Source organism: Noviherbaspirillum denitrificans (genome assembly GCF_002211445.1).
In the GTDB taxonomy this organism is placed as follows: domain Bacteria; phylum Pseudomonadota; class Gammaproteobacteria; order Burkholderiales; family Burkholderiaceae_D; genus Noviherbaspirillum; species Noviherbaspirillum denitrificans.
Map to the genome: position 1 here is coordinate 2,665,209 of NZ_LSTO01000001.1, position 25,231 is coordinate 2,690,439.

A 25,231-nucleotide genomic window follows, 5' to 3' on the forward strand; every position below is an offset into this window, starting at 1 on the left:
GCGCTTGGCGTCGCCCGGCGCATTCGCGCCGGCCAGGTGGACGTGAACGGCGCGCCATTCAATGCACGCGCGCCGTTTGGCGGTTTCGGGCTTTCCGGCATCGGCCGTGAAGGCGGTCGTTTCGGCATTGAAGAGTTCCTCGAGCCGCGCTCAGTCCAGATGCCCAGATAGGAGACTTGCAGCATGGAATTCAAACAGATCGAAGTAACGCGGACCGGACCGGAAGATATGATCGCGGTCGTCAGCTTTTCCCGTCCGGAGAAAATGAATGCGCTCACAAAGGTGATGGAAGCCGAGTTGCGCCTGGCGTTCGACCAGCTGGACAGGGATGAACGTGTGCGCGTGATCGTCCTGACCGGGAAGGGCAGGGCATTCTGCGCCGGAATGGACATCGATGAACTGGAAGTCCTTCCTCCCGGCGACATCCGCGCGGCGGAGTGGATGCGCCCCTATGACATGAACCGGCGCGCCGACTACCAAGCACGCTACACCTACATGCCGGCCGTCCGCAAACCCGTCATCAGCGCCGTCAATGGCGCGGCGGCGGGACTGGGCATGGTGTTTGCGCTGTACAGCGACATCTGCTTCGCATCGGAATCGGCGGTGTTCAGCACCGCATTCTCGAAGCGCGGCCTGATTGCCGAGCACGGGATTGCATGGATACTGCCGAGGGTCGTCGGTCCCGGCCATGCTGCCGACCTGCTCTATTCGGCGCGCAAGCTGACTGCCCCGGAAGCGCTTGCGATGGGCATGCTCAACCGTGTCTTTCCGGCGGAGACCCTGTTGGAGGAAACGCTGAAGTACGCCGCGGAGCTCGCGACTACGGTATCCCCTCGTTCGCTCCGCGTCATGAAACGCCAGCTCTGGGAGGCGCCTTGCCAGACACTGTCGGAAGCGGTCATGCTGGCGAACGAGGAAATGTTCCACAGCATCGAGAGCGAAGACTTCAGCGAAGGCGTCCGCCATTTCATCGAAAAGCGGCCCGCACGATTTACCGGGAAGTGAATCCGCTGCGCACACGTGCCGCCCGGCCGGCCCGGACCGCAAACGCTACCGGGTAGTACGCACAAGCAGTTCGGGAACGAGCTCTCGCAATTCCGCAAGAACAAACCGGCCGGCGCGCGTAAGCGGTCTCTGTTTGGTGATGCACAGGGTAACGGTGCGAGGAATGCCGGGCTGCACCAGGCGGGCCGCGCGCAATATCCCTGCCGCCACTTCCTGCACGACGGCCGGAAACGGCAGGATAGTCAAAGCCTCTCCGCTTGCCGCGACTTCCTTCATGGCGGCAAGCGTATCCACTTCAATGGCGACATCGAGGGAAAATCCTTTCTGGCGGGCGATATGGTCGAGCGCGCTGCGCAATCCGTTCGGTGCGGGCGGCAGGACGAGGAGTTTTCCCTTGAGGTCGGTGAATGGAAATTTCTGCCCGGCGAGGTCCGCATTGCCCGCCGCGCCGATCACATACGTATCGATGCGCCCCAAGGCTTCCTCACCGGCGGGTGTGCTTTGCCCGTAGCGATTGATGACAGCGATATCCAGCCTGCCGGACGCCAATTGCTCATCCAGGTTGCCGCTGAAGCCCTCCGTGATGCGCAGGCGGACGCCGGGCGCGGATGCGCGAACACGAGAGAACAGTGCGGTGGTCAGTTCACGCGAGATGGACGGCAGCACGCCGAGGTGCACAGTGCCGATCGGTACGCCGGCGGCATCCTTGACTTCGTTGCGCAGCTGTTCCGCTTGTGCCAGCATGAGCTGGATGTGGGGCCGGATGCGCATTCCGAATTCGGATAGCACCACCCCCCGTCCCGTGCGATGGAACAGGCGATCCCCCCATTCCGCTTCAAGCTGAGCCAGCTTCCTGCTGATAAGTGACTGCGCCACCGCGCTTGCCTTTGCCGCCTTGGACAGCGAGCCGAGCTGGGCGACGAGTTCAAACGCTTCCAGTTGGTCCAGATTCATATCAAATGACTGCCAGGCGATTCCTTCGCGCTCCGCTACATCGAAAACCTTCCCGGTGCTGACGGGATACGGCTTCATTATATCGGCGCCTGACGGCAAGATGCGTTGCCGTCCGGGACCTTCCTGTACCGGATTTCCGGAGGTTGGAGGCAGCGCTTTCAGTGATCTCCGGTGCGCCGGTGCATTGCAGCCGCGAGCGAACTCCCGGAACAATCGAACGGCTTGGCAAGGGCCGCATCGACCAGGTGTAGTCGTTCAAATTTTTTGAATGATCAGGAAAGGTACAAGTCAGTCCATTCCTCGAAGTGCGCCGGCAGGGGGCGCGAACGGTAGGCGCTGGCAGCATTCCCCTCCCTGCTGCCGCCGCAATAGGGACAGCGTATTCTTCCGCGCTCCTTCTTGTCACCAAAGGCGCTGCTGAACTGCTCAAGAATGTATTGCCTCGTGCATTCCGGATTCGGGCAGCGCTCCAGGCGAATAGCCATTTGATTTGCTCCCGCGTGCTTGCTGTCTGTGCGTACCGTATATGAATTTAGACTAGCACCTTGTCGGAATGATTCAACCGTGGTTTCACTCGCCCGGCAGTCATCGCGCGATGCGCTCGAAGAAGCGTTCGTGGTTGCTTGACACGGGGAGCCGAATCTCAGCTTCCCGCGATGGACGCGGAAGGGAAGACAAACGCTAGAACTTCGGCGTCCGGAGATGTCGTTGATAGCTGCAACTGTCCGCTCATTGTCATGGCGAGGGCGTCGCCGCCCTCGAGTGCGAGTGGCATCGACCTTGCCGTTTCCACGCGTATCGAACCCTGGACAACATGCAGGTAGGCGCTGGACGACGCCGGAACGGCCATTTCCAGCACATGCCCTGGAAGAAGTATCCCGGCAAGAATCGAAACGTCCTGGTCCACGGTCAGGCTACCACCTCGGCCGTCAGGAGTGACGAGGGCTTGCCATCGTCCTGTTCTTTGGCCTCTGTCGAAGCGGCGCTGGTCGACCGCCGGCGTTGCGCCTCGCGTCCGCGGGCGCACCCAGACCTGGAGGTGGTGATCCTCCTCGGTCATGGAGGCGTTCATCTGGCTGTGCCAGATACCTGAGCCCGCAGTCATTTTCTGAACGTCGCCGGGATAGACGTAAGCATGGCTGCCGAGACTGTCGCGGTGCTCGATTGCGCCCGACAAAGGAATGATGAAGATTTCCATGTCCCTGTGCTGATGCATGGCGAAGCCTGTTCCAGGCTGTATGACGTCTTCATTCAACGCAACCAGGGGGCCGAATCCGTTGCGATCCGGATCATGGTAGTCCCCAAACGAAAAACTGAAGCGTGCGTACAGCCAATCCAGCTTTAGCGTGCCTCGGTCTGCACCTCGGCGTATGTCTAACGATGCCATTCTTTCTTCTCCTGCCAGGCAGCCTGTGTAACGATGTTTGCGGTCGCCGGCTCAGGCGAGCGCTTGCGCCGGACGCCGGTTGACCAATACAACGCCGGCCGCGATGACAGCTACGGCGACGGGCATCCATGGTGTCAGCTTCTCGCCGAACAGGAGTACCCCGCCGAGAACGCCGGTCGCCGACATTACATAGCCGAGCTGGCTGAAATAAACCGGGTCCGCCACTTTCTGGAAGCGGAAGTAAACAAGGTAACCCAGGCTCGTGAACGTGCACTGCAGGAGCACGAGCGGCCAGTCTGTGCTGCCCCCGGGACCGGGATCGCTTGCCAGCAACAGGGGGAGCAATGCGGCAGCACCGGCAACAAGCATGCTTCCGGCCAGCGTCGGTGCGTCATACCCTTCCGGCAGATAGCGCTTCCGATACACGTTTCCGGCGGCGACGCTGAGCGGGATGCCGAGCGCCAGCAGCACTTCGGCGCCAGGCGCCGCCTGGTGAGCGGGCTTGCCGAGAACAAGCAGGCCCGCGCCCGCCATGCCAAGCAACACGCCGGCCAGGCGGCTGGCCCGGTAGCGCTCCATTCCTGCCATCCAACCGAAGGCATAGGTAAAGAGCGGGGGCAAGGTGTAGGCGAGCGAGGTCGTGGTGGTGCCGAGTCCAGGCATGACGACGAAGGCCAGGCTGTTCGGCAGGGCGACACCAAGAATGCCGGCGATCAAGCTGTACTTGGCGACATGAGCGGACAGGAGCATGCGTCCTCTCCGGCCGGCAATCAACAGGATGAGCCCGCTGCCGAGCGCTGCCCAGAAGGTAAAGGGGATGGGCGACCATCCGGCGCCGCTGGCAAGCCTGGCAACGGGCAAGGTTGCGCCGAGCAGGATGCCCGTCATGATGAGCAGCGTCAGCGGCTTGTTCATAAGGCGCTGTCCGCTTGTGATTGCGGTTTGAAGGGTAGGCATGTCGGGCTCCGGTTCACTGGACGACGTCAGTCTACTGGCCTCCCTTGATGGAAAAAATCCCATGCGAGGAACATAATTTATTCCAATTTGGAAAAAATGAGGGAGATTTGGGTATGGATAACCTGCTTTCATTGCGCGCGTTTCGGCGGGTAGTGGAAACTACCAGCTTCTCGCGCGCCGCCGAGCTGCTTGACGTTACGCCGGGTACCATCAGCAAGCTGGTTGCGCAACTTGAGCAGCACCTCGGAGCACGTCTGCTGGCGCGCTCCACGCGCAGGATGAGCCTGACCGAGGCAGGGCGCATCTACTATACGCATTGTGTGCGCGTACTGGATGAGCTCGACCATGCCGAGCGCGCCGTACAACAACTGGTCGATGTGCCGCGCGGGACCCTGCGTATCAGCGTTCCCACCTCTTTCGGCATCCTTTGGCTTAGCCAGCGGCTGCCGCTTTTCCTGCGCCAGTATCCGGAAATCCGCCTGGATGTCGTCGCAAATGATCATTACGTGGACCTCTTGGATGGCGGCTTCGACATGGCGTTGCGCATCAGCAGGAAGCTGCAGGATTCCTCCATGATGGCCAAGCCGCTCGGCGAGATCCCGCATGTGCTTGTTGCGAGCCCCGCCTATTTTTTGGCGGCAGGCAAGCCGCGGACTCCCGCTGACCTCACCCAACACAACTGCCTGGTTTACACGTTGTCCCAGATGCCGGGCGAATGGGTATTCAGGGAAGGAAAGTCTGCCATCACAGTCCAAGTCCAGGGCAATTACCACTGCAACAACAGCGTGATGTTGCGCGCAGCGCTATTGCAAGGGACGGGAATAACGCAGACACCGCTTCCGGTCGTGGAGGATTTGTTGCAGACCAGTCAGCTCATTACTTGCCTGGAAGAATGGCAGCCACCTTCGCATCGTCTTTTCGCGATGTTGCCGCAAACCGGTGCAATTTCGCCGAAGGTGCGCGCCTTCATCGAATTCGTCGCGCAGCAGAGCGCTGCCATAAGGTAGGGCAGTGATGCCATTAACAGTCGCTGTCTCTGCTTTTACTTCGGCACAATTGCGGATATCATAGTTAGCGCTATCAATTTATTTTCCCGAGACGTCCTTTTATGCCGAACGATTCCAGCAACCCGTCCCGCGGCCGCGTCCGGCGCCGCGCGACCCTGGCCGACGTGGCCAAGGCAGTTGGCGTCTCCACCATGACGGCTTCCCGCGCAATTGGCCGCCCCGAGCTTGTGTCCGAGGAACTGCGCGGCCAGATCGAGATAGCGATCCGCGAGCTCGGCTATGTCCCGAACCGTGCTGCGCGCGCGCTTGCGTCCGCACGTTCGCATGTCATTGCGGTACTCATTCCCTCCCTTTCAAACGCGGTGTTCACTGATGTGCTGGCAGGGGTGCAGGACGCGGTCGATGCAGAGGGTTACCAAGTGCTGATCGGCAATACGCGCTATTCCTTCGCCGAAGAGGAAAAGCTCGTCAACATCCATCTCCAGTCCAATCCGGACGGGGTGCTCCTGACTGGCCTGACCCAGAGCGAGAGAGTGCGCCAAATGCTGTCCGCGGCGGGTATTCCGACGGTGTCGATGATGGACCTCTCCGACGATCCGGACCGTTACTCAGTCGGCATGTCGCAATTTGACGCCGGCCACACCATTACCCGCCATCTCCTGGTGAAGGGCTACCGGCGTATCGGGTTTATTGCTGCGCAGCTCGACGAGCGCACACTCAAGCGTGCGGACGGTTACCGGCATGCATTGCAGCAGGCCGGGCTCTATGACAGCCGGCGTGAAGTACTGGTCTCCGATCCTTCGACGATTGCCTTGGGCGCGGAACTCGTCGGACGCTTGATGGCGCGTGCGCCTGATTGCGACGCGGTCTTCTGCTGCAACGACGACCTTGCTTACGGCGCCATTTTCCAGTGCCAGCGCCGCGGCATCGCGATTCCGCAGCAGCTCGCCATTTGCGGCTTCAACGACCTGCCGGCGTCAGCCTGGATGAATCCTTCTGTCACGACCATCTCCACTCCGCGGTACCGCGTCGGTTTCGAGGCAGCGACGCTCCTGAAGCAGCTTATCTGCGGTGAGCAGCCGGAGCAGCGCCGTATCGACCTGGGCTTCACGCTCATGGCGCGCGAGAGCACCTGATTCCCCGGCAGCGCAGCTACGCTGCGCTGCACAATAAAAATCTGTTTACATGCCGTCCATATCCACTAAAATGCCATTCACTGTTAGCGCTAACAAAGGAATCAAATGAAGGCAGGGCAAGACAGTGGCGGCAAGTCAGCATCGCAGGGCGCGGAACCGCGGCGTTACGTCGTCATGGGGGTCAGTGGATGCGGAAAAAGTGAAATCGGCGCGCGACTGGCCGAGCGCCTGGGGTGTCGCCACATTGAAGGAGACGCCTACCACTCCCGGCACAACATACAAAAGATGGCGGCCGGCATTCCTCTCGACGATGCGGATCGCGAGGACTGGCTGGAGCGCCTGTCGGAAGAGCTCGCCCTGGCCAGAAAAGGCGGAGCAGGGTTGGTCCTGTCCTGTTCCGCGCTCAAGCGCAAGTACCGCGACCTGCTACGGCAAGGCGATCCGGACGTCGTATTTGTCCACCTTTCGGGGCCCCGCAGCCTGATCGAGGAGCGCATGCGCGTGCGGCCAAACCATTTCATGCCCGTGTCCTTGCTCGACAGCCAGTTTCGCGACCTGCAGCCGCTTGATGCATCGGAAACCGGCGTCGTGATGGACGTGGGTCTGCCCCCGGATGAGCTGGTCAAAAAGGTTCTCGAATGCATCGATAAAACATGATCGAAGAATGAGTAGGAGATAGGAGAGAGCAATGAAATCCCTGGTGAGCCGCCTTGAGCGGACCGTAGAAATTCTGATGGCGCTGGCACTGGCAATCATGGCTGGCTGCGTCTTTGGCAACGTAGTCTTGCGCTATGCATTCAACACCGGCATCGCGGCCGCGGAAGAAATCGCGCGCCTGATGTTTGTCTGGCTGATCTTCCTTGGGGCAATCCTCGCCACGCGCCGTCACGCGCACCTCGGCGTCGAGATGCTCCAGGCAGCGCTGCCGCCATCCGCGCGCAAGGTTTGCGCAGTCGCCAGCCATTTGCTGATCCTTTATGCGCTATGGCTCTTCCTGCACGGCAGCTGGACACAAACGGTGATAGGGATGAACATCCGTTCGACCGTCCTCGGCTATCCGACCGCATTGATGGCAGCGGCCGGACTGCTATGCGCCGCCACCATGATGCTGATTGTGGCGAACAACCTTCTGCTCATCCTCACCGGTCACCCGGCGGCGGTCGTTCCGGGCACGCCCGCCCCTCACGACGACACTTCCCCCAAGGCTGCGCCGGCACATCCGCAAGGAGCACTCGAATGACTTTCACGCTATTCATTGCCGCGCTTTCGGCCTTCATGCTTCTCGGGATGCCGATTGCTTTCGCGCTGATCCTGACGGGTGTCGTGTTGATGTTCCACCTGGACTTCTTCGATGCCCAGCTCGTCGCACAGAACCTGCTTTCTGGAGCGGACAACTTCCCGCTGATGGCGGTGCCGTTCTTCATTCTTGCCGGCGAACTGATGAATGCAGGCGGCATTTCGCGCCGCATCATCCAGCTCGCCGTCACCTTGGTGGGCCACATCAAGGGCGGGCTGGGATATGTCGCCATCGGGGCATCGGTCCTCATGGCGAGTCTTTCGGGCTCGGCGATTGCCGATACCGCCGCCCTTGCCACACTTCTCATTCCGATGATGCGCGATCATGGATATCCCGTCCCGCAATCGGCCGGTCTCATTGCCTCAGGCGGGATCATCGCGCCGATCATCCCGCCGTCGATGCCGTTCATCATCTACGGCGTCACCACCAACACATCGATTACCGCCTTGTTCATGGCAGGCATCGTTCCAGGCATCTTGATGGGTCTTGTGCTGATCTGCATCTGGCGCTGCCTTGCCCCGGGAATGTCTGCCATCGAGCAGCCAAAGGCCTCCTGGCCGGAACGCCTCAAGGCGCTGAGGGATGGTACATGGGCGCTGTTGCTGCCGGTGATTATCATCGGCGGCTTGAAGGGAGGCGTCTTCACCCCGACTGAAGCGGCAGTCGTGGCGGCCGCGTACTCGCTGCTCGTGAGTGTCTTTGTCTACCGCGAGCTGAAGCCTGCCGGCATCGTGAAACTGTTCGTCGATGCCGCCTCCACCACAGCCGCCGTCATGTTCCTGGTTGCCGGCGCGCTGGTGTCGTCATATATGGTGACGCTCGCCGACCTGCCGGAGCAGGCAATTTCGCTCCTCCAGCCACTGATGGACGATCCGCGGATCCTGATGGCGGCGATCATGCTGCTGCTGCTCGCAGTCGGCATTGTCATGGACCTCACCCCGACGATCCTGGTCATGGGGCCGGTGCTGTTGCCCATCGCAGCCCATGCGGGAATCGACGCAACCTACTTTGGCGTCATGTTCATCCTGGTCGGCACCATCGGCCTCATCACGCCGCCGATCTGCACCGTACTCAATGTCGTTTGCGGCGTCGCACGGATTTCGATGGAGTCCGCCACGCGTGGCGTGATGCCTTTCCTTGCGGGCTACGTGGCGCTGCTGGCGGTGTTCGTTGTTTTCCCTGGAATCATTACCGTTCCGATGGCCTGGTTCCGCTAACTATCTGTCTCAGGAGTAGAAATGAAAAAACTATGCCATTCCATTTTTACCGCGCTCGCCCTCGCAGGACTGATGGCCGGCGCCAGTGCCGAAGACTACAAGCCGCGCATGATTCGCTTCGGCTACGGCCTGGCCGAAGACAGCAACCAGGGCAGGGCAGTGAAGTTCTTTGCCGACGATCTCGCCAGGCGCACCGGAGGCAAGCTGAAGGCAAAGGGCTTTGGCGGCGCGAGCCTGGGTAACGATATGCAGATGCAGAACGCGCTCATCGGCGGCGCACAGGAAATGATGGTGGGCTCGACCGCAACGCTTGTCGGGATTGTCAGCGAGTTCGGTGTATTCGATCTGCCCTTCGTGTTCCGTAATGAACGCGAAGCGGACGCGATCCTCGATGGACCCTTCGGCCAGAAGCTGGCGGACAAGCTCCAGGAAAAGGGACTTGTCGGCCTGGTGTACTGGGAGAACGGCTTTCGCAACCTGACAAACTCCAAACGTCCGGTCTCGAGAATGGAAGACATGCAGGGCATCAAGCTGCGCGTGATGCAGAACCCGGTATACATCGACATGTTCAAGGGCTTTGGCGCGAACGCGATACCGTTGCCGTTCTCGGAACTGTTCACGGCACTTGAAACGGGCACCGTCGACGGACAGGAAAATCCGGTGACCACCATCCAGTCCAGCAAGTTCTACGAAGTGCAGAAGTACCTTTCCATGACAAAGCACGTGTACAGCCCATGGATTGTCCTCGCCAGCAAAAGGTGGTGGGATGGCCTTTCCAATGACGAGCGCAAGGCAATCCAGGAAGCGGCTGCGGCATCACGGGACTTTGAACGCAAGGACTCGCGCGCGGCATCCGCCAAGGCCATCGATTTCCTGAAGTCGAAGGGGATGCAAATCACTGTTGTAAGCGACAAGGAGATCGAGCGCATGCAGGAAGCGTCTCGCCAGGCCATGTTCAAGTTTGCCAATGACGGACATGCCAAACTGATCAAGGATCTTCAGGGCGACCTCGAAAAGCTGCGTAAGTAAAATCCACCATTCAGCAGGCGGCCGGCTTCCGGGAGGAAGGCCGGCCGCTTCATTTTGTCGAACGTCATCTCGACATAATTGGCCACGCCCGCTCCACTCCTGATGCGGCCGTGCAGGGACTCCGATTGAGCCGCATTGCCGTTTTGCAAGCCCGATACCGGTTCGGGTTAGCTCGCGTTCGCCGCCCGCCCTGCGACGGTATGCCGCATTTCGGAATTCAGCGCTAAATTCAATGCAAACGGCTGCACGGTTAATTCCAGCTTCTACCGCGTCGGCGTAAGAGAAAAGCCTACAGATCGTTGACATGGTACGCCGTACCAACTATTATCCAACGCATGCAAACGTTTGCATTGCAATGGATCCGGGTTGGCCGATTTGAGGCCAGGACACGGACGGCACAAATATCGTCAATTCCAGCGCATCAGCCACGACCATTCGCAGGGCAGTGCGCTGAACACTCTATGCACATTGTGACGACCGTGCCGCCGCGATCTGGCGCGCGACCGCGAAGCAGCCGGGAAAACCGCTCCGCAGGATGAGGACGCAGTAATTCTGAGAGTGAACTTCCGTTCGCTCATTAAGTAAACAGCAAAATCCCTTTAAAGGAGTTTTTATGAGTACGCTCTTCAGATCCGCTCGATTCGCCATGCTGCCGCTTGCCGCATGCTGCCTCGGCGCGCCGGCATTCGCACAGAATTATCCGAACAAGCCCATCACAATGGTGGTTCCGTTTACCGCCGGCAGTGCAACCGATGTCGTCGCGCGCGTCGTCGGGGAATACATGGCCAAGGACCTCGGACAACCTGTGATCACGGAAAATCGTCCCGGCGCCGGCGGCACGATCGGGAGCAACGTGGTCGCCAAAGCGGAACCGGATGGGTACACCCTTCTGATCCAATCCAGCGCGCATGCAGCCAATCCGGCGCTCTATGACAAGCTGCCTTACGACACGCTCGCGGACTTCGCGGGCATCACGACGCTGGCAACCTTGCCCAATGTGCTGATTACCTCCTCATCCTCGGGCTACAAGTCTGTGGCCGACCTCGTGTCCGCCGCCAAGAAGAAGCCGGGCCAACTGAATTACGCATCGGCCGGCTCTGGCAGCGCCACCCACATCAATGCCGAGAAATTCCGCGCCCAGGCCCAGTTCGATGCCCTGCACATTCCATACAAGGGCACACCGCAAGCCGTGATTGAGACAGTAACGAAACGTGTGGATTTCATGTTCGCACCGCTGGTTTCTGTCGTGCCGCAAATCAAGGACGGCAAGCTGCTGCCGCTGGCGGTCGGCACCGCCAAGCGAACGCCGCTGCTGCCGGACGTGCCCACGACGATTGAAGCAGGCGTAGCCGCGTCTGACTTCAACTTCTGGGTGGGAATGCTGGTTCCCGCGAAGACTCCCCCGGAGATCATCAAGAAGATCCATGGATCAGTAAGCAAGGCTCTCGATTCGACAGAGGTGAAGGCACGCTTCGCATCGCTCGGTGCAGATGCATTAAAGATGTCCCCCTCCCAGTTCGACAACTTCATCAAGCAGGAAAAAGCCGAACTCGGCGCGCTAATCAAGAAAGCGGGCGTGAAAGCTGAGTAATCATCGCGGTCTCGGCTCTGTCCGTCTGAAGCCACAGGAGTAAGAGCCTGATAGCGGCATCCGAGTACCTTGATGGTTCGCACATTAATGACGTTGCGGGGAGGGCCGTCCCCATGAGGCCCTTCCGTCTGGCATCAGTGCGCCGCCGGAGGACTGCCGACCTTGCCCGGTTTGGTCAGCCAGATCAGTCCGGTCAGGCAGAAGAAGGCAATCGCACAGTAGAAGAAAAATTCATTGGTCGCCATCATCAAGCTTTGCGCATTCAGCATGCGATCGACGACGGCGAACGCTTCCTCGCGCGTCAAGCCGCCGGCATGCAGCGCGGCGAGATACTGATTGCTCGCGTCAGAGAAAGGCGACACGTGCTCGCTCAGCTGCGCATGGTTGCGCGCCGCCAGATGCTCCCATGATGTCACGCTGATTGCCGTTCCGATTGCGGCGCCGAGCGTGCGCAGGAAGTTCGACAGGCTGGATGCCGCCGCCATGTGGTCCGGCGTAATGTTGGATAGCATGATGGTCTGCACCGGCAGGAAGAAGCAGGCCATGCCCAAGCCTTGCACCAGCCGCGGGTTGACAATGTTCCAAAAGGTTGCGTCCAGTGTCATCTGCGTGTTCCATAGCGACACGCCGCCCATCACGAGGAAGGCAAAGGTTGCCAGTGCACGCAGGTTGAGACGTGCGACATTGCGGCCGATGATCGGCGCCAGGATCAGCATGAAAAAGCCGATCGGCGCCATCGCCGCACCCGCCTGCGTGGAGGTGTAGCCCATGACCAGCTGCAACCAAAGCGGAACGATCACCACGGTGCCGAAATAGGTCATGAATCCTACCGAGAGAACGATCACGCCGAAACGGAAGTTCTTGTCGTTGAACAGGTGCAGATCGACGATAGGGTGATGCGAGGTCAGGACCCAGGCGATGAAGAATGTGATCGTGACGACGGCGACGATGCCGAGCGCAACGATGAATGGCGAGGCGAACCAATCATAATCCTTGCCGATTTCAAGCATCAGTTGGAGGCTGCCGACGCCGACCACCAGCAGGACCAGGCCGACCACATCCAGAGGAAGTTTCGCCGTCGGCGATTCTCGCTTGCGCATCAGCGCCCACACTGTCATGCCACCGAACAGACCGATGGGAATATTGATCAGAAAGATCCACGACCAGTGATAGTTGTCACTGATATAGCCGCCGAGTAGCGGTCCGGCAATCGGTGCCAGGATCACCGTCATCGCCCACAAGCCCATGGCGGCGCCGCGCTTCTCGGGCGGGAAATTGCGCACAAGGAGCGTTTGCGACAACGGCACCATCGGTCCTGAAACGAAACCCTGGAGCAGGCGCAGGATGACCAGCATCGGCAGGTTGACTGAAAACGCGGCTAGCGCCGACATCAGGGTAAACATGAGGACCGAAATGGTGAACAGCTTCACTTCACCTACCCGGCGCGCGAGCCAGCCAGTCAGCGGAACGGCAATGGCCGCCGACACCGAATAGGCGCTGATGATCCAGGTACCCTGGCTCGACGAAACGCCGAGTGCACCCGAAATCGTCGGAATGGACACGTTCGCGATCGTGATGTCGAGGATTTCCATGAATGTGGAAAGCGCGGTCGCAATCGTCAGCAGGATCAGCGGGAGACCATGCAGGGGTGCTGCCGCCTGTTGCCTGTCTGCTTCTGGAGTTGCCATGGTCGTGCCCTTACTTGAGGTTGGCAGCGATGATTGCTTCGGTGCGTGCCTTGCTCTTTGCGATGACGGTCGTATCCGCCGACTCATACGCAGTCAGCGTGCCAGGGACAGGCGCCTGGTCCAGGTGCGCGCCTTGTTGCTCGTGCAGGTCGACTTCCACGTGCATCGACAGGCCGACACGCAGCGGATGTTCAGCGAGCTGCTTCGGATCGAGCACGATGCGTACCGGAACGCGCTGCACTACCTTGATCCAGTTGCCGGTCGCGTTCTGTGCGGGAAGCAGCGCAAAAGCCGCCCCGGTGCCGGCGGCAAAGCCAGCGATCCTGCCATCGTAATGCACCTTGCTGCCGTAGACGTCGGCCGTCAATTTCACCGGCTGACCGACGCGCATGTCACGCAACTGCGACTCCTTGAAGTTGGCGTCAACCCAGAGCGCGTCAAGGGGGACGATGGCCATCAGCGGAGCGCCCGGTGCGATGCGCTGTCCGACCTGCACATTACGTTTGGCCACCTCGCCGCTGGTCGGCGCGTAAAGTGTGGCGCGGGCCTGTGCGAGCATGGTTTCCTGGACACGCGCGGCAGCACGCTGCACGTTGGGATGGCTTGCGACCGTTGTGCCGTCCGTCATCGCACGCCCCGACGCGAGTTGTTCGCGTGCTGCGTTTACCGCTGCCTGCGCTGCAGAGACGGCGGCCTCGGCATGATGGATTTCTTCGCCGGACACGGCGCCGGAGCCGGCCAGCGCCTTTCTGCGCGCAAGGTCATCACGTGCCCGAGCCAGCTCGGCCTCACGCATGGCGAGATTTGCACCAGCCTGCGCCTGCGTCGCATACAGCGTTCTCACTTCGCGCACGGTCTGTGCCAGTTGCGCTTCCGCCTGGGCCAGGGCGACGTCGGCATCGGCGGTATCCAGAATGACCAGCGGCTGGCCGGCTTTCACGACCGTCGTATCGTCCGCAAGGATTTTTCTGACCGTTCCGGCGACCTGTGGCGTGACCTGCACTACATTTCCCTGTACATAGGCATTGTCGGTTTCTTCAATATAGCGGGCAACGACGGCCCAATAGGCGAGATAGGCTAGCCCGGCGGCGCCAAAGATGGCACCGATGGCAAGCAAGACTTTCTTGCGCTTCGGCGTCCCCGAGCTTGCCTGTGCGGCCTGCACCTTTTGGGGCGCTGCGGTTTCTGCGGATGTAGATGCGTCCATGGCGTTTCCTGTTTGGATTCGGTTAATGCGTTTGTGCCGGTGGCGGCATGGTCTTGTTCTCGTCGAAACCTCCGCCGAGTGCGCGCAGCAGGGAGATTTGCAGGTCATCCCGGCGCGCGCGCAGAAGCGACATCGCACGGCGTTGCGCGAGCAATTGCGTCTCGACCGTGAGTACAGTGAGGTAGGGCGACAGTCCACCCCGATAGCGAAGCGTTGCGAGGCGATGGGCTTCCTCGGCGGCGCTCAGGGCTTCCTGTGTGGCAGCTTCTTCGCGCCCGAGATCTGACAGCCTGACGAGTTGCTCGGACACGTCCTGCGCCGCATTCAGCACCGACTGGTTGTACTGCGCGATGGCGGCGTCGATTTCACTGATCTTGCCTGCGTAATTGGCGCGTAATCGCCCGGCATCGAAGATAGGGAGGCGAATCGCTGGTCCGACACTGTTGGTGAAGCTGCCGGCGTCCAGCAGCCGGCCAAGACCGATGGCCTGAAAGCCGAACATTGCATTCAGATTAATGTTCGGATAGAACTGTGCTTTTGCCGCATCGGCATCGTCTGTCGCTGCGGCAATGCGTGCCCGTTGTGCAGCCAATTCCGGACGACGTCCCAACAAGTTCAGCGGCAAAGTCGCCGGCACGTTCACTGCAGTCGCACGCATGGCAGGTCGCTCGATATTTTCCGCCGCGGCGGGCATGTCACCCGCGAGGGCGGCGAGCTGCAGGCGCGTGACCTTCATTGCGGTGGCGAGCTGCTCCAGTTCGATCTTCAGCGCCGCTACGTTGGTGTCTGCCTGCTTGACCTCCACCTTTGTGTCGAGCCCGCTGGCCACACGCTTGTCGATCAGCGTGCGGATATTCTGCCGTTGGCTGAGCGTGGCAAGCAGCACGTCCTGCAAATCGTATTGTCCGGCAAGCTGCGCATACGCTCTCGCGATGGATGTGGTCAGGGCGAGCCGGGCTGCTGCATGGTCGAATTCGGCCGCTTTCAATTGATTTTCGGCGGCATGGATCAAGGCTGCGTTTCGGCCCCACAGGTCGAGGTCCATCCCGAAGTTGATGGACGCCTGCCCTTGGCTGACATATTCACCTCCCTTGCCGAGCGGTGGCTTTGGAATCAGGTAGTTCTCGGGTTGAAGACCGTAGGATGCATCGAGTGCGCCATTAACCTGGGGGCTGTGCGTCGCGTCGGCGAGCGCGGCGGCCGCCCGCGCACGTGCGATGCGGGTCTGTGCGGCGGAAAGTGTCGGACTGGACGCGAGGGCGTGATCAATCAGGCGGTCTAGCTGCGCATCGCCGAACATGGTCCACCAGTTATCGTTCGGCCACTCGGCATGTTCCAGTCCTCGCGACACAGACGGTAGGTCTATTCGTTGCAATGGCTGCAGTGCCGGCTCGAGCGTTTGGAAACTCACGCAGGCCGAAAGCAGGACCGCGAGAGAAACGACACCTGTGCTTCGTAAAATGTTCTTCATGATGTCAGGCGTTATTGATCATGCGGCGCAGGAAGGACTTGAACTGCGCCACGTCAGCCGGAGTGAAATCACGCAAAAGATGGTTCAGCGTATCGACAGCGACTTCCCTCATGCGGTCCGCTAGCTGCCGGCCCTTGTCGGTCAGCGATACCTCGACGATCCGTCTATCGGTACTGCTCCGGCTCCGCTGCACGAATCCTTTTTCTTCCAGTCGATCGAGCATACGGGTCATCGCGCCGGTATCGGTCATGCTTGATCGCGCAAGCTCGGCCGCGGTGCTCGGCGAAGTTTGTAACCGGCAAAAAATGCCGTACTGGGCGTGCGTCATGTCGAATTCAGCCAGACGGCGGTCCACGCAGACCGCGAGCTGACCACCTGCTCTCCTGAGAAGATAGCCAATGCTTTCATCCAGTGAATAATTTTCGAGGGAATAATGTTTTGTCATGTTTGCTTCCTACGCGTGTTCAGGGGGGAATTTAACTGCCTAGGCAGTTACAGTCAAGGCCGTGAATGGCTAGGCAGTTATATAACAAGAAAGCCAACGCAGTACGTCAACTTAAAGAGTGGTGACCGCCTCCCCCTCTTCATTCCCGGCAATCCGCGCCGCCCCATCCGCTCGAATGCGCTCATGAAGACGGCATGCCTGCGGCGTCCCGCTGATGCCTTCACTTCAAAATCCATGATCAATTCGTTCAGATTTTTCCGTTTGACTTGATACCTGGCCTTGCCGACACTGCAAGACATCTGCCGGCGAATCAGCTTGCGGGCGGAAGATGCGCAGAACGCCACCAAGGGGAGATTTGCCATGCCGGAACGTGATGACAGCGAGACCACGCAACAAACATCGATAACCCGGCGCGACACGATCCGTGCCCTCGCAGGACTTGCCGCCGGCGCATGGCTCGGTCCGGGTGCGCTGGCCTCGACGAGCAATGCGGCGCAGACACCGGAGCTCATCCTGCACAATGGCCGAATCACCACACTCGATCGTCAGCGGCCATCGGCGACGGCGGTGGCGATCGCCGGCGGAAGATTCATCGCTGTCGGCACCGATGATGAAGTGATGCGTCTGGCGACACCGCAGACCCGGCTCATCGATTGCCGCAAGCGGCGGGTGGTCCCCGGGTTGATTGACTCCCACATGCATGTCATCCGCGGCGGCCTGAACTACAACATGGAACTGCGCTGGGACGGCATTCCCTCGCTGGCCGAGGCGATGCGGCGCCTGCGCGAGCAGGTTGACAGGACACCCGCGCCCCAGTGGGTACGGGTCGTCGGGGGCTTTTCCGAACACCAGTTCGCCGAGAAGCGGCTGCCGACGCTCGACGAACTGAATGCCGTGGCGCCCGATACGCCCGTGTTTATCCTGCACCTGTACGACCGCGCCTTGCTTAATCGTGCGGCGCTGCGGGCAGCGGGATACGACCGCACTACTCCGGCGCCGCCGGGCGGCAACATTGTCCGCGATTCCGCGGGCGAACCCACCGGCCTTTTCCTGGCGGAGCCGAATGCGCTCTTGTTGTACTCGGCGCTGGCGCGCGGGCCGAAGCTGCCTTACGAGTATCAGCTGAACTCGACCCGACACTTCATGCGCGAGATGAATCGCCTGGGTGTGACAAGCGTCATCGACGCCGGCGGCGGGTTCCAGAACTATCCCGATGATTACAAGGTAATCGAGGATCTGCATGGGGCCGGCCATCTGACACTGCGCATTGCCTACAACCTGTTCACACAGAACTCCGGCCAGGAACTGGCGGATTTCTCCCGCTGGGCGTCGATGGTGCGCCCGGGGCAGGGTGACGACTTCTACCGGCATAACGGCGCCGGTGAAATGCTGGTCTTCTCGGCAGCCGACTTTGAGGATTTCCGCCAGCCGCGGCCGGACATGCCAGCGAAAATGGGGCAGGACCTGGAAGCCGTTGCACGCCTTCTTGTACAGAAGCGCTGGCCTTTCCGGCTGCATGCCACCTACGACGAAACGATTTCGCGCGCGCTGGATGCGTTCGAAAAAGTCAATCGCGAAATTCCATTTGATGGACTGCACTGGTTCTTCGATCACGCCGAGACCATCAGCGATCGCAATATCGAACGGATAGCCCGGCTCGGCGGGGGCATCGCGATCCAGCACCGGATGTCCTATCAAGGAGAGTACTTCATTGAACGTTACGGGGCGGCAGCGGCAGAGAGAACGCCACCTTTCCGTCGTATCCTCCAGATGGGTGTTCCACTTGGCGCCGGGTCGGATGCCACGCGCGTAGCGAGTTACGACCCGTGGAATGCGCTGTACTGGCTCACCACAGGCAAGACCCTTGGGGGGCACCGGCTCTATCCGGCTGCGAACCTTGTGGATCGCGAGACGGCGCTCCGCCTTTATACCGCGGCTAATACCTGGTTTTCGAACGAAGAGGGCGTCAAGGGACAAATTCGCACGGGCCAGCTCGCGGACCTGGCGGTTCTTTCGGCAGACTATTTTTCGGTGCCGGAAGAGGAAATCCGCCAGATCGTTTCATCGATGACCGTGGTTGGCGGACGTATCGTGTATGCAGCCGATGAATTCGGTGCCCTCGATAGCCCGCCACCGCCCGCGATGCCGGACTGGTCCCCGGTTCGCAAATACGGCGGCTATTACAAGACGGCTTCCGGCCGCGGCGGACAACAGGCACTGGCTGCGTCGTCGTCCTGCGGCTGCGCCACGGCGTGTGGCGTGCACGGCCATGCGCATGCCCGCGCTGCCGGCGCCCCGACAGCCGACGCACGCGGCTTCTGGGGGGCGCTCGGCTGTTCTTGCTGGGCCGTGTGACATGGGGAAAGCAACAGTCATGTCCAGGCTTTTGGTGCTGGGCCGTGCACTGGTTGGCGTATTGTTTTTCTGGGCCGGTGTGGACAAGCTGCTTGGCTGGCCGCAAGCGTTGGCAGAAGTGGCAGGCGCCGGACTTCCGGTGCCGGAATTGCTGCTGGCGCTGACAATCCTCTTGCAGTTGGCAGGAGGTGCGGCATTGATTGCGGGCAGGCTGGTGCTGCCCGCCGCGCTTGCACTCGCCGCTTTCACGGCGCTCGCGACGGTGTTGTTCCACGATTTCTGGAACGCGGAAGGGCCGGCGCGCCATGCCCAGCTAATTCCGTTCATGGAACATATAGCAATCATCGGTGCCCTCTTGATGGCGTCCGCTTTACCGACCGACAGACACCGATAACGCAAAGAGACCAAGAACAAACTTCTCGCGAGCATGATCCCCGGTGCTTTGCGTGTTAAAGCAGGACATGTACGCCGCCTAGCAGCCATAAATCTCGTCGCCAGACCCGAAACCGGTTGCGACTTCGCCGACCATTTCGAGGGGGCCGGCATAGTCCATCACACGCGCCGCCGGCAGTTCCGGTACTAAGTCGAGGAGCAGCCCGCCCAGTTCGTGCCGCTTGACGTCAGCAGGGGGGACGGGGCCGCATTACATGAGTTATGTGGATTGTTGGGGGGTAAGCGCCCTTTCAATATATCTGAATTTCTTCATTGGAATAGTCTTCAGGCAGTGATCGTCTTTGTACGATGAAATTTTTAAAGTTTAATGTGTAATATGGTTCCGCAAATTGGAATTGGCAATTTCGGCCTCCTTGTCCGTGACTTCCCTGGCACCGTCATTTCGCTCAATTCATCAAAAATGCTGTCATAGAGGCATCAGGATGGACTCACTCAAAAATGAGCAATTTTGCATTTGAAATTAAGTTTCCACATGCAGAGCAAGTTCCGGAAAAACGGAGGGTAAATTGACATTATGGGCATAATGTCATGCAACTCATTGCTATCGGGCTGGTGCCTACCGGCGTCGACTAATTTTGCGACGTTTGGAAAACGTGGCAATGCTTCAGACTCACTCCAGAAGCTTTTCGTATTGTGTCTATTTCCCTCGACAGGTGAATGCACCACGAATGCACGGTCACACTTTTTTGCTGCAAAGAGCGTCTGACGCAGAATTATGCTGCGACAGTACTGACGGATGCTTTATCCTGCTTCTTCGGTACCTCGACCAAGGGCGAAAGCTCACCAACAATGCCTCTACGGAATGCCAGCACGCAGACAATAAAGATCAGTCCGGTGACGATGGTGACCGATTCTCCAATCGATCGGAACCACTCGATCCCGGTGACTAACGCCATCCAATTGCCGAAATCGCCCAGCTTGTTTTCCAGCGCGATAATCACCACCGCGCCAACGATCGGACCGGCAAGCGTGCCGAGACCACCGACCAGCGTCATCAGTACCACCAGGCCGGACATCGACCAGTGCACATCTGTAAGCGTTTCAAAACCCAGTATGACTGTTTTGAGCGCGCCGGCCAAACCGGCCAGCGCTCCTGAGAGTACGAATGCGAGCAGCTTGTAGCGGTGGACGTCATAGCCCAGCGAGACTGCACGCGGCTCGTTCTCCTTGATTGCTTTCAGAACTTGACCAAAGGGAGAGTGAATGGTGCGGACGATTATCGCAAACGCGCCCAAGAAGATAGTGAGAACGACGTAATACAGCACCATGTCATTGCCCAAGCTGATTGCTCCAAGGAGATTGCCTCGTGGAATGCCCTGGAGGCCATCCTCACCGCCGGTAAAGGGCGCCTGCAGCGCAACGAAGTACAGCATCTGAGCCAAAGCCAGGGTGATCATTGTGAAGTAAATACCTTGGCGCCGAATGGCGAGTCCACCCATGACCAAACCGATCAGTGCCGCCACCGCCATCCCTGACAGGAGACCAAGCTCGAAAGGCAATCCCCATACTTTCAGAACGTGGCCGGCGACATAGCCCGCGGCGCCAAAGAATGCGGCGTGGCCGAAGGACAGCAAGCCCGTGAAGCCGATCAGCAGATTGAAAGCACATGCAAACAGCGCGAAGCACAGGACTTTCATCAGGAAAACCGGATAGATGAAGGCGGGTGCGACCAGCGCCGCGAGACAGACCACGCCATAGGAAAATTTCTTACTCATGCGGAACTCCTTATTTCTCTTTGCCGAACAGTCCCGCGGGACGCAGCATCAATACGATGGCCATGATGATGAATACCACCGTGGCCGACAATTCAGGGTAAAACACTCGCGCAAGGCCTTCGATCACGCCTAGGCCGAGACCGGTGATGATCGACCCCAAAATGGAACCCATCCCACCGATTACCACCACGGCGAAGACGACAATAATCAGGTTGGATCCCATCAGCGGGGACACCTGGGTCACCGGCGCTGCCAGTACTCCGGCAAAGGCCGCGAGCGCGACACCGAAGCCATATGTCAACGTCACCATCAACGGCACATTGATCCCGAAAGCTTCGACCAGCTTCGGATTCTCGGTGCCGGCGCGCAGGTAGGCGCCGACCTTCGTCTTTTCGATCACATACCAGGTCGCCAGGCAGATCACCACCGAAGCGACGACGACCCAGGCGCGATACTTGGGCAGCATCATGAAGCCGAGGTTGAATGCGCCCGACAGCGCCTCCGGTACCGAATACGGCTGCCCGGACACGCCATAGAAGGAGCGGAACAAGCCTTCCAGCATCAGCGTGATGCCAAAGGTCAGCAGCAGGCCATAGAGGTGGTCCAGCTTGTACAGGTGCCTGAGCATGGTCTTTTCGATGAACACACCGAAGGCACCGGTCAGGACCGGGGCAGCCGCGAGCATTATCCAATAGTTGGCATCGAAGTAAGCCAGGCCCATCCACGCCAGGAATGCGCCGACCATGTACAAGGCGCCATGGGCGAAGTTGATGACGTTGAGCAGGCCGAAGATGACGGCGAGCCCGAGCGAGAGCATCGCGTAGAAGGACCCGTTCACCAGTCCGAGCAGGAGTTGGCTCAGCATGGCCTGCAGGGGAATCCCGAAAATTTCCATGGTAGTAAACCCTAATGAGAGATTGCCGGCAGCGTTACACGCCGAGCAGTTCGTTGAGCACATCCATCTTGCCGTGCAGCTGGTCCGCAGCGAAATGCTCCACGATCTGGCCGTGTTCCATTACATAGAAGCGGTCGGCCAGCGGCGCGGCGAAGCGGAAGTTCTGTTCGACCATCACGATGGTGTAGCCCTTGGCCTTGAGCGCCGTGATCATGCGTGCCAGGGCTTGAACGATCACGGGTGCCAGACCCTCGGAAATTTCATCGAGCAGCAGCAGGCGCGCGCCGGTACGCAGGATGCGCGCGACGGCCAGCATCTGCTGTTCGCCGCCGGATAAACGCGTGCCCTGGCTGTGGCGCCGCTCGGCGAGATTCGGGAACATAGCGTAGATTTCTTCGATCGACATGCCCTTTTCGGTCCTGGACACCAGGGGCGGCAGCATCAGGTTTTCTTCCGTCGAGAGCGAGGAAAAGATGCCGCGCTCCTCCGGGCAATAGCCCACGCCGAGGTGGGCTACCTGGAAGGTTGGCAGGCCGATGGATTCGACGCCGTTTACCTTGATCGACCCGGTACGGTGCCCCGTCAGGCCCATGACGGCGCGCAGGGTGGAGGTGCGTCCTGCGCCGTTGCGGCCCAGCAGTGTCACGACCTCGCCGCGCTTAACCGTAAGGTTGACGTCATGCAGGATGTGCGATTCGCCGTACCACGCCTTGAGGTCTTTGATTTCAAGGGCATTGACCGTACTTCCATTGTGGCGGACGGTGAAATTTTCGGTGATGGCCTGCATCAGTGCGCTCCTTCCAAAACGCCGGTGGTGGTGCCCATGTAGGCTTCCATGACCTGGGCATTTCCTGACACTTCGGCATAGCTGCCTTCGGCCAGCACCGCGCCGCGCTGTAAGACGGTGATGCGGTCGCAAATGCCGGATACGACCGCCATGTTGTGCTCGACCATGAGGATGGTGCGGCCGGCGGAAACCTTCTTGATCAGTTCAGTGACACGGTGCACGTCTTCATGTCCCATGCCTTGTGTCGGCTCATCCAGCAGCATCAGCTCGGGCTCCATCGCCAGCGTAGTGGCGATTTCCAGCGCACGCTTGCGGCCGTAGGGCAGGTCTACCGTCAGTGTGTCGGCAAAGCGTTCAAGGTCTACCTCGGAGAGCAGCTGCATCGCACGTGAGTTCAGTTGCGCGAGCGTTGTCCCGCTTTTCCAGAAGTGGAAGGTTGTTCCCAGCGATCTTTGCAGCCCGACTCGCACGTTTTCCAGCACCGTCAGGTGCGGGAAAACAGCAGAGATCTGGAATGACCGGATGATGCCCCGGCGGGCGATTTCGGCGGTGGGTACGTTCGTGATGTCTTCGGCGTTGAACAGGATCTGTCCTTCTGTCGCGGTCAGGAACCGCGTCAGCAAGTTGAAGCAGGTTGTCTTGCCTGCGCCGTTCGGTCCGATCAGCGCGTGGATGTCCCCGCGCCGTATACGCAGGTTCACGCCGCTGACTGCCGTGAACCCCTTGAATTCCTTGGTGAGATTCCTCGTCTCCAAGATGATGTCTTCTGCCATCATTTCTCCTGTTGTCTCTACATGTTGCTTGCTGCAAATCCGCACCTCGGTCTGCAACAAGCATGCCAAGGTCCTGCAGAAGCGGCTGCTTCCTGTCCTGCGGGCGGCGTGCGGCGTTTGACGGGGTAGGCACCGGTAATACGGCCTGGACACGAACCGCGCGAAGTGTCGACGCGGTGGACATCGGTTCGGACAAAATGTGTATGCGGCGAACACACTTTGGTCGATTCGACGCCGGAAAAGTACCATTTGGCGCGCCTCCGGCAGTTGGAACGGTAATTGCACTCTGTTGCTTCAGGCCACCGCCTCGATCCAGGCGACGCCACAACTTCCCGGGAATCGCAGGAGACGCGCGGAATAACGCAAACTGGCTGGGCCAGACCGCGCAGTACACACTCAACTACAACACGGAGAGCACTTCATGAAGCAGGTCACACGTATCGCAAGGACCGCATTGGCTACTGCAGCGGCCGCACTTGCAGCGGGAAACGCCGCGGCACAGATTACCGACGATGTCGTGAAGATCGGCGTGATCGTCGACAAGACCGGCGTCTACTCCGCCAACGGCGGACCGGGGGGAGTGAGGGCAGTCGAAATGGCGGTCAAGGACTTTGGCGGCATGGTCAACGGAAAGAAGATCGAGATCGTGTCGGCTGATTACCAGAACAAGGTCGACATCGCCCTGTCCAAGGCACGCGAGTGGTTTGACGTCGACAAGGTGGACATGATCATCGAGTCGACCGATTCGGCGGCATCGATCGCCATGCAGAAGCTGGCCGCGGAGAAGAAGCGCGTCATGATCTTCGCCGGCTCCGCCACCACCGCGCTCACGAACAAGGAGTGCTCGCCCTATGGCGTGCACTACGTGTATGACACTTATGCGCTCGCGACTGGCACCGGCCGCGCGGTCATGCAGGACGGCGGCGACAGCTGGTACTTCATCACCGCCGATTACGCCTTCGGCTCCTCGCTGGAGAGGGATACGACGCGGGTGATCCAGGATATGAAGGGCAAGGTGCTGGGCACCATCAAGCATCCGCTGTCGGCCTCCGATTTCTCTTCCTTCCTGCTGCAGGCGCAGGCATCCAAGGCCAAGGTGATCGGCCTGGCCAACGCCGGCAAGGATACCCAGAATTCCGTGCGCCAGGCCGCCGAGTTCGGCATCGTCAGCGGCGGACAGAAGCTGGCCACGCTGCTGGTGTTCGATACCGACATCAAGGGCCTCGGTTTGAAGAATGCGCAGGGCCTGCTGTTCACCACCGGCTTCTACTGGGACTACAACGACGAAACCCGGAAGTGGTCGCGCCGCTTCTACGACGTCCACAAGGCCATGCCTACCATGATCCAGGCCGGCATGTATTCCGCCACCATGCATTACCTGAAGTCCATCCAGGCGACCGGCACCGACAACGCCGACGCGGTGATGAAGAAGATGAAAGAGAGCGAGATCAACGACTTCTTCGCCAAGGGCGGACGCATCCGGGAAGACGGGCGCATGATCCACGACATGTACCTTGCGGAAGCCAAGAAGCCTTCGGAGTCGAAGGAAGAGTGGGATATCATGAAAATCAAGAGTGTCATCCCGCGCGACCAGGCTTTCCAGCCCCTGTCGGAAAGCACTTGTCCGCTGGTCAAGAAGTAAGTCAGGCGACGGCGGCACAGGACGCCGCCGTCAACTTGCCGATTGGGCGCCAAGGCGTGAAGATGAAACAGACATCGCCGTTACCGAGCAAGGAGCAGGTCAGGCACTGGCTCGCCCGCCGCCGCCTCGCGGCCGGGCCTCTCCCCGAACCGGAGCAGATACGCCGGGAGCTCGGATGGGGAGCGCTGGCGAAACAGGGTTCAACGGGGGAATTGCATGG

At 60.0% G+C, this 25,231-nt stretch carries 23 protein-coding genes; 12 read left to right on the plus strand and 11 right to left on the minus strand.

What is annotated here, in order from left to right; genetic code table 11:
• The first annotated feature begins 21 nt into the window (after window positions 1-21).
• Together AYR66_RS12970 and AYR66_RS12975 are read left to right on the plus strand one after the other, a co-directional pair.
• Complete coding sequence (locus AYR66_RS12970; protein ID WP_420093130.1) at window positions 22-171, plus strand: aldehyde dehydrogenase family protein; 150 nt, start codon at window positions 22-24, stop codon at window positions 169-171.
• A 12-nt stretch (window positions 172-183) separates the two neighbouring features.
• Window positions 184-1,005: an enoyl-CoA hydratase gene (locus AYR66_RS12975; RefSeq protein WP_088707815.1), complete on the plus strand. Its 822-nt coding sequence runs from the start codon at window positions 184-186 to the stop codon at window positions 1,003-1,005.
• 45 nt (window positions 1,006-1,050) lie between these two features.
• On the opposite strand, the gene AYR66_RS12980 is transcribed toward AYR66_RS12975, so the two are convergent.
• The 3 genes from AYR66_RS12980 to AYR66_RS12995 all read right to left on the minus strand — a co-directional run bounded on the left by AYR66_RS12980 (window position 1,051) and on the right by AYR66_RS12995 (window position 4,303).
• Window positions 1,051-1,959, minus strand: a complete 909-nt coding sequence (locus AYR66_RS12980) for a LysR substrate-binding domain-containing protein (protein WP_088709794.1) — start codon at window positions 1,957-1,959, stop codon at window positions 1,051-1,053.
• A 643-nt stretch (window positions 1,960-2,602) separates the two neighbouring features.
• On the minus strand, window positions 2,603-3,346 hold the full coding sequence (locus AYR66_RS12990) for a pirin family protein (RefSeq protein ID WP_088707817.1): 744 nt from the start codon (window positions 3,344-3,346) through the stop codon (window positions 2,603-2,605).
• 51 nt (window positions 3,347-3,397) lie between these two features.
• Window positions 3,398-4,303 (minus strand): DMT family transporter, encoded by a 906-nt coding sequence (locus AYR66_RS12995; protein WP_170942133.1) that lies wholly within the window; start codon window positions 4,301-4,303, stop codon window positions 3,398-3,400.
• Between the two features lie 113 nt (window positions 4,304-4,416).
• Between AYR66_RS12995 and AYR66_RS13000 the strand changes: the two genes are divergently transcribed.
• From AYR66_RS13000 to AYR66_RS13030, 7 genes are all read left to right on the plus strand, one after another.
• Window positions 4,417-5,310, plus strand: coding sequence for a LysR family transcriptional regulator (locus AYR66_RS13000; protein WP_170942134.1), 894 nt, complete (start codon window positions 4,417-4,419; stop codon window positions 5,308-5,310).
• Between the two features lie 101 nt (window positions 5,311-5,411).
• Complete coding sequence (gntR, locus tag AYR66_RS13005; RefSeq protein ID WP_088707820.1) at window positions 5,412-6,446, plus strand: HTH-type transcriptional regulator GntR; 1,035 nt, start codon at window positions 5,412-5,414, stop codon at window positions 6,444-6,446.
• 105 nt (window positions 6,447-6,551) lie between these two features.
• Window positions 6,552-7,103: a gluconokinase gene (locus AYR66_RS13010; RefSeq protein ID WP_234814894.1), complete on the plus strand. Its 552-nt coding sequence runs from the start codon at window positions 6,552-6,554 to the stop codon at window positions 7,101-7,103.
• 31 nt (window positions 7,104-7,134) lie between these two features.
• Window positions 7,135-7,686 (plus strand): TRAP transporter small permease, encoded by a 552-nt coding sequence (locus tag AYR66_RS13015; protein ID WP_088707821.1) that lies wholly within the window; start codon window positions 7,135-7,137, stop codon window positions 7,684-7,686.
• Window positions 7,683-8,960, plus strand: a complete 1,278-nt coding sequence (locus AYR66_RS13020; protein WP_088707822.1) for a TRAP transporter large permease — start codon at window positions 7,683-7,685, stop codon at window positions 8,958-8,960. Before AYR66_RS13015 ends, AYR66_RS13020 begins: the two co-directional genes overlap by 4 nt.
• Before the next feature lie 21 nt (window positions 8,961-8,981).
• Window positions 8,982-9,989: a TRAP transporter substrate-binding protein gene (locus AYR66_RS13025; protein ID WP_088707823.1), complete on the plus strand. Its 1,008-nt coding sequence runs from the start codon at window positions 8,982-8,984 to the stop codon at window positions 9,987-9,989.
• Between the two features lie 613 nt (window positions 9,990-10,602).
• A complete protein-coding gene (locus AYR66_RS13030) occupies window positions 10,603-11,580 on the plus strand; it encodes a Bug family tripartite tricarboxylate transporter substrate binding protein (RefSeq protein WP_088707824.1) in 978 nt (325 codons plus the stop codon).
• Window positions 11,581-11,714: 134 nt separating this feature from the next.
• Here the strand turns inward: AYR66_RS13030 and AYR66_RS13035 are convergent, their stop codons facing one another.
• The 4 genes from AYR66_RS13035 to AYR66_RS13050 are packed head-to-tail and all read right to left on the minus strand — an operon-like array spanning window position 11,715 to window position 16,391.
• Complete coding sequence (locus tag AYR66_RS13035) at window positions 11,715-13,268, minus strand: DHA2 family efflux MFS transporter permease subunit (RefSeq protein WP_088707825.1); 1,554 nt, start codon at window positions 13,266-13,268, stop codon at window positions 11,715-11,717.
• Window positions 13,269-13,278: 10 nt separating this feature from the next.
• Entirely contained in the window at window positions 13,279-14,475 is a 1,197-nt protein-coding gene (locus AYR66_RS13040) for an HlyD/EmrA/EmrK family protein (RefSeq protein WP_088707826.1), read from the minus strand.
• 22 nt (window positions 14,476-14,497) lie between these two features.
• Window positions 14,498-15,946 (minus strand): efflux transporter outer membrane subunit, encoded by a 1,449-nt coding sequence (locus AYR66_RS13045; protein WP_088707827.1) that lies wholly within the window; start codon window positions 15,944-15,946, stop codon window positions 14,498-14,500.
• 4 nt (window positions 15,947-15,950) lie between these two features.
• Window positions 15,951-16,391, minus strand: a complete 441-nt coding sequence (locus AYR66_RS13050; protein WP_088707828.1) for a MarR family winged helix-turn-helix transcriptional regulator — start codon at window positions 16,389-16,391, stop codon at window positions 15,951-15,953.
• 360 nt (window positions 16,392-16,751) lie between these two features.
• Between AYR66_RS13050 and AYR66_RS13060 the strand changes: the two genes are divergently transcribed.
• Together AYR66_RS13060 and AYR66_RS13065 are read left to right on the plus strand one after the other, a co-directional pair.
• Entirely contained in the window at window positions 16,752-18,746 is a 1,995-nt protein-coding gene (locus tag AYR66_RS13060; RefSeq protein WP_088707830.1) for an amidohydrolase, read from the plus strand.
• A 19-nt stretch (window positions 18,747-18,765) separates the two neighbouring features.
• Window positions 18,766-19,140, plus strand: a complete 375-nt coding sequence (locus AYR66_RS13065) for a DoxX family protein (protein WP_170942135.1) — start codon at window positions 18,766-18,768, stop codon at window positions 19,138-19,140.
• Between the two features lie 772 nt (window positions 19,141-19,912).
• Here AYR66_RS13065 and AYR66_RS13070 read toward each other — a convergent pair.
• From AYR66_RS13070 to AYR66_RS13085, 4 genes are read right to left on the minus strand one after another with little or no spacing between them, the layout of a single operon-like run.
• Window positions 19,913-20,914 carry a branched-chain amino acid ABC transporter permease gene (locus tag AYR66_RS13070; protein WP_088707832.1) on the minus strand — a complete coding sequence of 334 codons (1,002 nt, stop codon included), beginning with the start codon at window positions 20,912-20,914 and terminating at the stop codon, window positions 19,913-19,915.
• Window positions 20,915-20,924: 10 nt separating this feature from the next.
• Entirely contained in the window at window positions 20,925-21,809 is an 885-nt protein-coding gene (locus AYR66_RS13075) for a branched-chain amino acid ABC transporter permease (RefSeq protein ID WP_088707833.1), read from the minus strand.
• A gap of 34 nt (window positions 21,810-21,843) precedes the next feature.
• The gene (locus AYR66_RS13080) at window positions 21,844-22,596 is read right to left on the minus strand and encodes an ABC transporter ATP-binding protein (protein ID WP_088707834.1); all 753 of its coding nucleotides are present in this window, start codon (window positions 22,594-22,596) and stop codon (window positions 21,844-21,846) included.
• Window positions 22,596-23,369, minus strand: a complete 774-nt coding sequence (locus AYR66_RS13085; protein ID WP_088707835.1) for an ABC transporter ATP-binding protein — start codon at window positions 23,367-23,369, stop codon at window positions 22,596-22,598. Before AYR66_RS13085 ends, AYR66_RS13080 begins: the two co-directional genes overlap by 1 nt.
• A gap of 421 nt (window positions 23,370-23,790) precedes the next feature.
• Between AYR66_RS13085 and AYR66_RS13090 the strand changes: the two genes are divergently transcribed.
• Window positions 23,791-25,011, plus strand: a complete 1,221-nt coding sequence (locus tag AYR66_RS13090; RefSeq protein WP_088707836.1) for an ABC transporter substrate-binding protein — start codon at window positions 23,791-23,793, stop codon at window positions 25,009-25,011.
• The last annotated feature ends 220 nt before the right edge of the window (window positions 25,012-25,231 follow it).

What these genes read in the sequence shown, in the direction of transcription:
- AYR66_RS12975 (WP_088707815.1), top strand. Translation starts at nt 184, where the DNA reads ATGGAATTCAAACAGATCGAAGTAACGCGGACCGGACCGGAAGATATG.
- AYR66_RS12980 (WP_088709794.1), bottom strand. Translation starts at nt 1,959, where the DNA reads ATGAATCTGGACCAACTGGAAGCGTTTGAACTCGTCGCCCAGCTCGGC.
- AYR66_RS12990 (WP_088707817.1), bottom strand. Translation starts at nt 3,346, where the DNA reads ATGGCATCGTTAGACATACGCCGAGGTGCAGACCGAGGCACGCTAAAG.
- AYR66_RS12995 (WP_170942133.1), bottom strand. Translation starts at nt 4,303, where the DNA reads ATGCCTACCCTTCAAACCGCAATCACAAGCGGACAGCGCCTTATGAAC.
- AYR66_RS13000 (WP_170942134.1), top strand. Translation starts at nt 4,417, where the DNA reads ATGGATAACCTGCTTTCATTGCGCGCGTTTCGGCGGGTAGTGGAAACT.
- gntR (WP_088707820.1), top strand. Translation starts at nt 5,412, where the DNA reads ATGCCGAACGATTCCAGCAACCCGTCCCGCGGCCGCGTCCGGCGCCGC.
- AYR66_RS13010 (WP_234814894.1), top strand. Translation starts at nt 6,552, where the DNA reads ATGAAGGCAGGGCAAGACAGTGGCGGCAAGTCAGCATCGCAGGGCGCG.
- AYR66_RS13015 (WP_088707821.1), top strand. Translation starts at nt 7,135, where the DNA reads ATGAAATCCCTGGTGAGCCGCCTTGAGCGGACCGTAGAAATTCTGATG.
- AYR66_RS13020 (WP_088707822.1), top strand. Translation starts at nt 7,683, where the DNA reads ATGACTTTCACGCTATTCATTGCCGCGCTTTCGGCCTTCATGCTTCTC.
- AYR66_RS13025 (WP_088707823.1), top strand. Translation starts at nt 8,982, where the DNA reads ATGAAAAAACTATGCCATTCCATTTTTACCGCGCTCGCCCTCGCAGGA.
- AYR66_RS13030 (WP_088707824.1), top strand. Translation starts at nt 10,603, where the DNA reads ATGAGTACGCTCTTCAGATCCGCTCGATTCGCCATGCTGCCGCTTGCC.
- AYR66_RS13035 (WP_088707825.1), bottom strand. Translation starts at nt 13,268, where the DNA reads ATGGCAACTCCAGAAGCAGACAGGCAACAGGCGGCAGCACCCCTGCAT.
- AYR66_RS13040 (WP_088707826.1), bottom strand. Translation starts at nt 14,475, where the DNA reads ATGGACGCATCTACATCCGCAGAAACCGCAGCGCCCCAAAAGGTGCAG.
- AYR66_RS13045 (WP_088707827.1), bottom strand. Translation starts at nt 15,946, where the DNA reads ATGAAGAACATTTTACGAAGCACAGGTGTCGTTTCTCTCGCGGTCCTG.
- AYR66_RS13050 (WP_088707828.1), bottom strand. Translation starts at nt 16,391, where the DNA reads ATGACAAAACATTATTCCCTCGAAAATTATTCACTGGATGAAAGCATT.
- AYR66_RS13060 (WP_088707830.1), top strand. Translation starts at nt 16,752, where the DNA reads ATGCCGGAACGTGATGACAGCGAGACCACGCAACAAACATCGATAACC.
- AYR66_RS13065 (WP_170942135.1), top strand. Translation starts at nt 18,766, where the DNA reads ATGTCCAGGCTTTTGGTGCTGGGCCGTGCACTGGTTGGCGTATTGTTT.
- AYR66_RS13070 (WP_088707832.1), bottom strand. Translation starts at nt 20,914, where the DNA reads ATGAGTAAGAAATTTTCCTATGGCGTGGTCTGTCTCGCGGCGCTGGTC.
- AYR66_RS13075 (WP_088707833.1), bottom strand. Translation starts at nt 21,809, where the DNA reads ATGGAAATTTTCGGGATTCCCCTGCAGGCCATGCTGAGCCAACTCCTG.
- AYR66_RS13080 (WP_088707834.1), bottom strand. Translation starts at nt 22,596, where the DNA reads ATGCAGGCCATCACCGAAAATTTCACCGTCCGCCACAATGGAAGTACG.
- AYR66_RS13085 (WP_088707835.1), bottom strand. Translation starts at nt 23,369, where the DNA reads ATGGCAGAAGACATCATCTTGGAGACGAGGAATCTCACCAAGGAATTC.
- AYR66_RS13090 (WP_088707836.1), top strand. Translation starts at nt 23,791, where the DNA reads ATGAAGCAGGTCACACGTATCGCAAGGACCGCATTGGCTACTGCAGCG.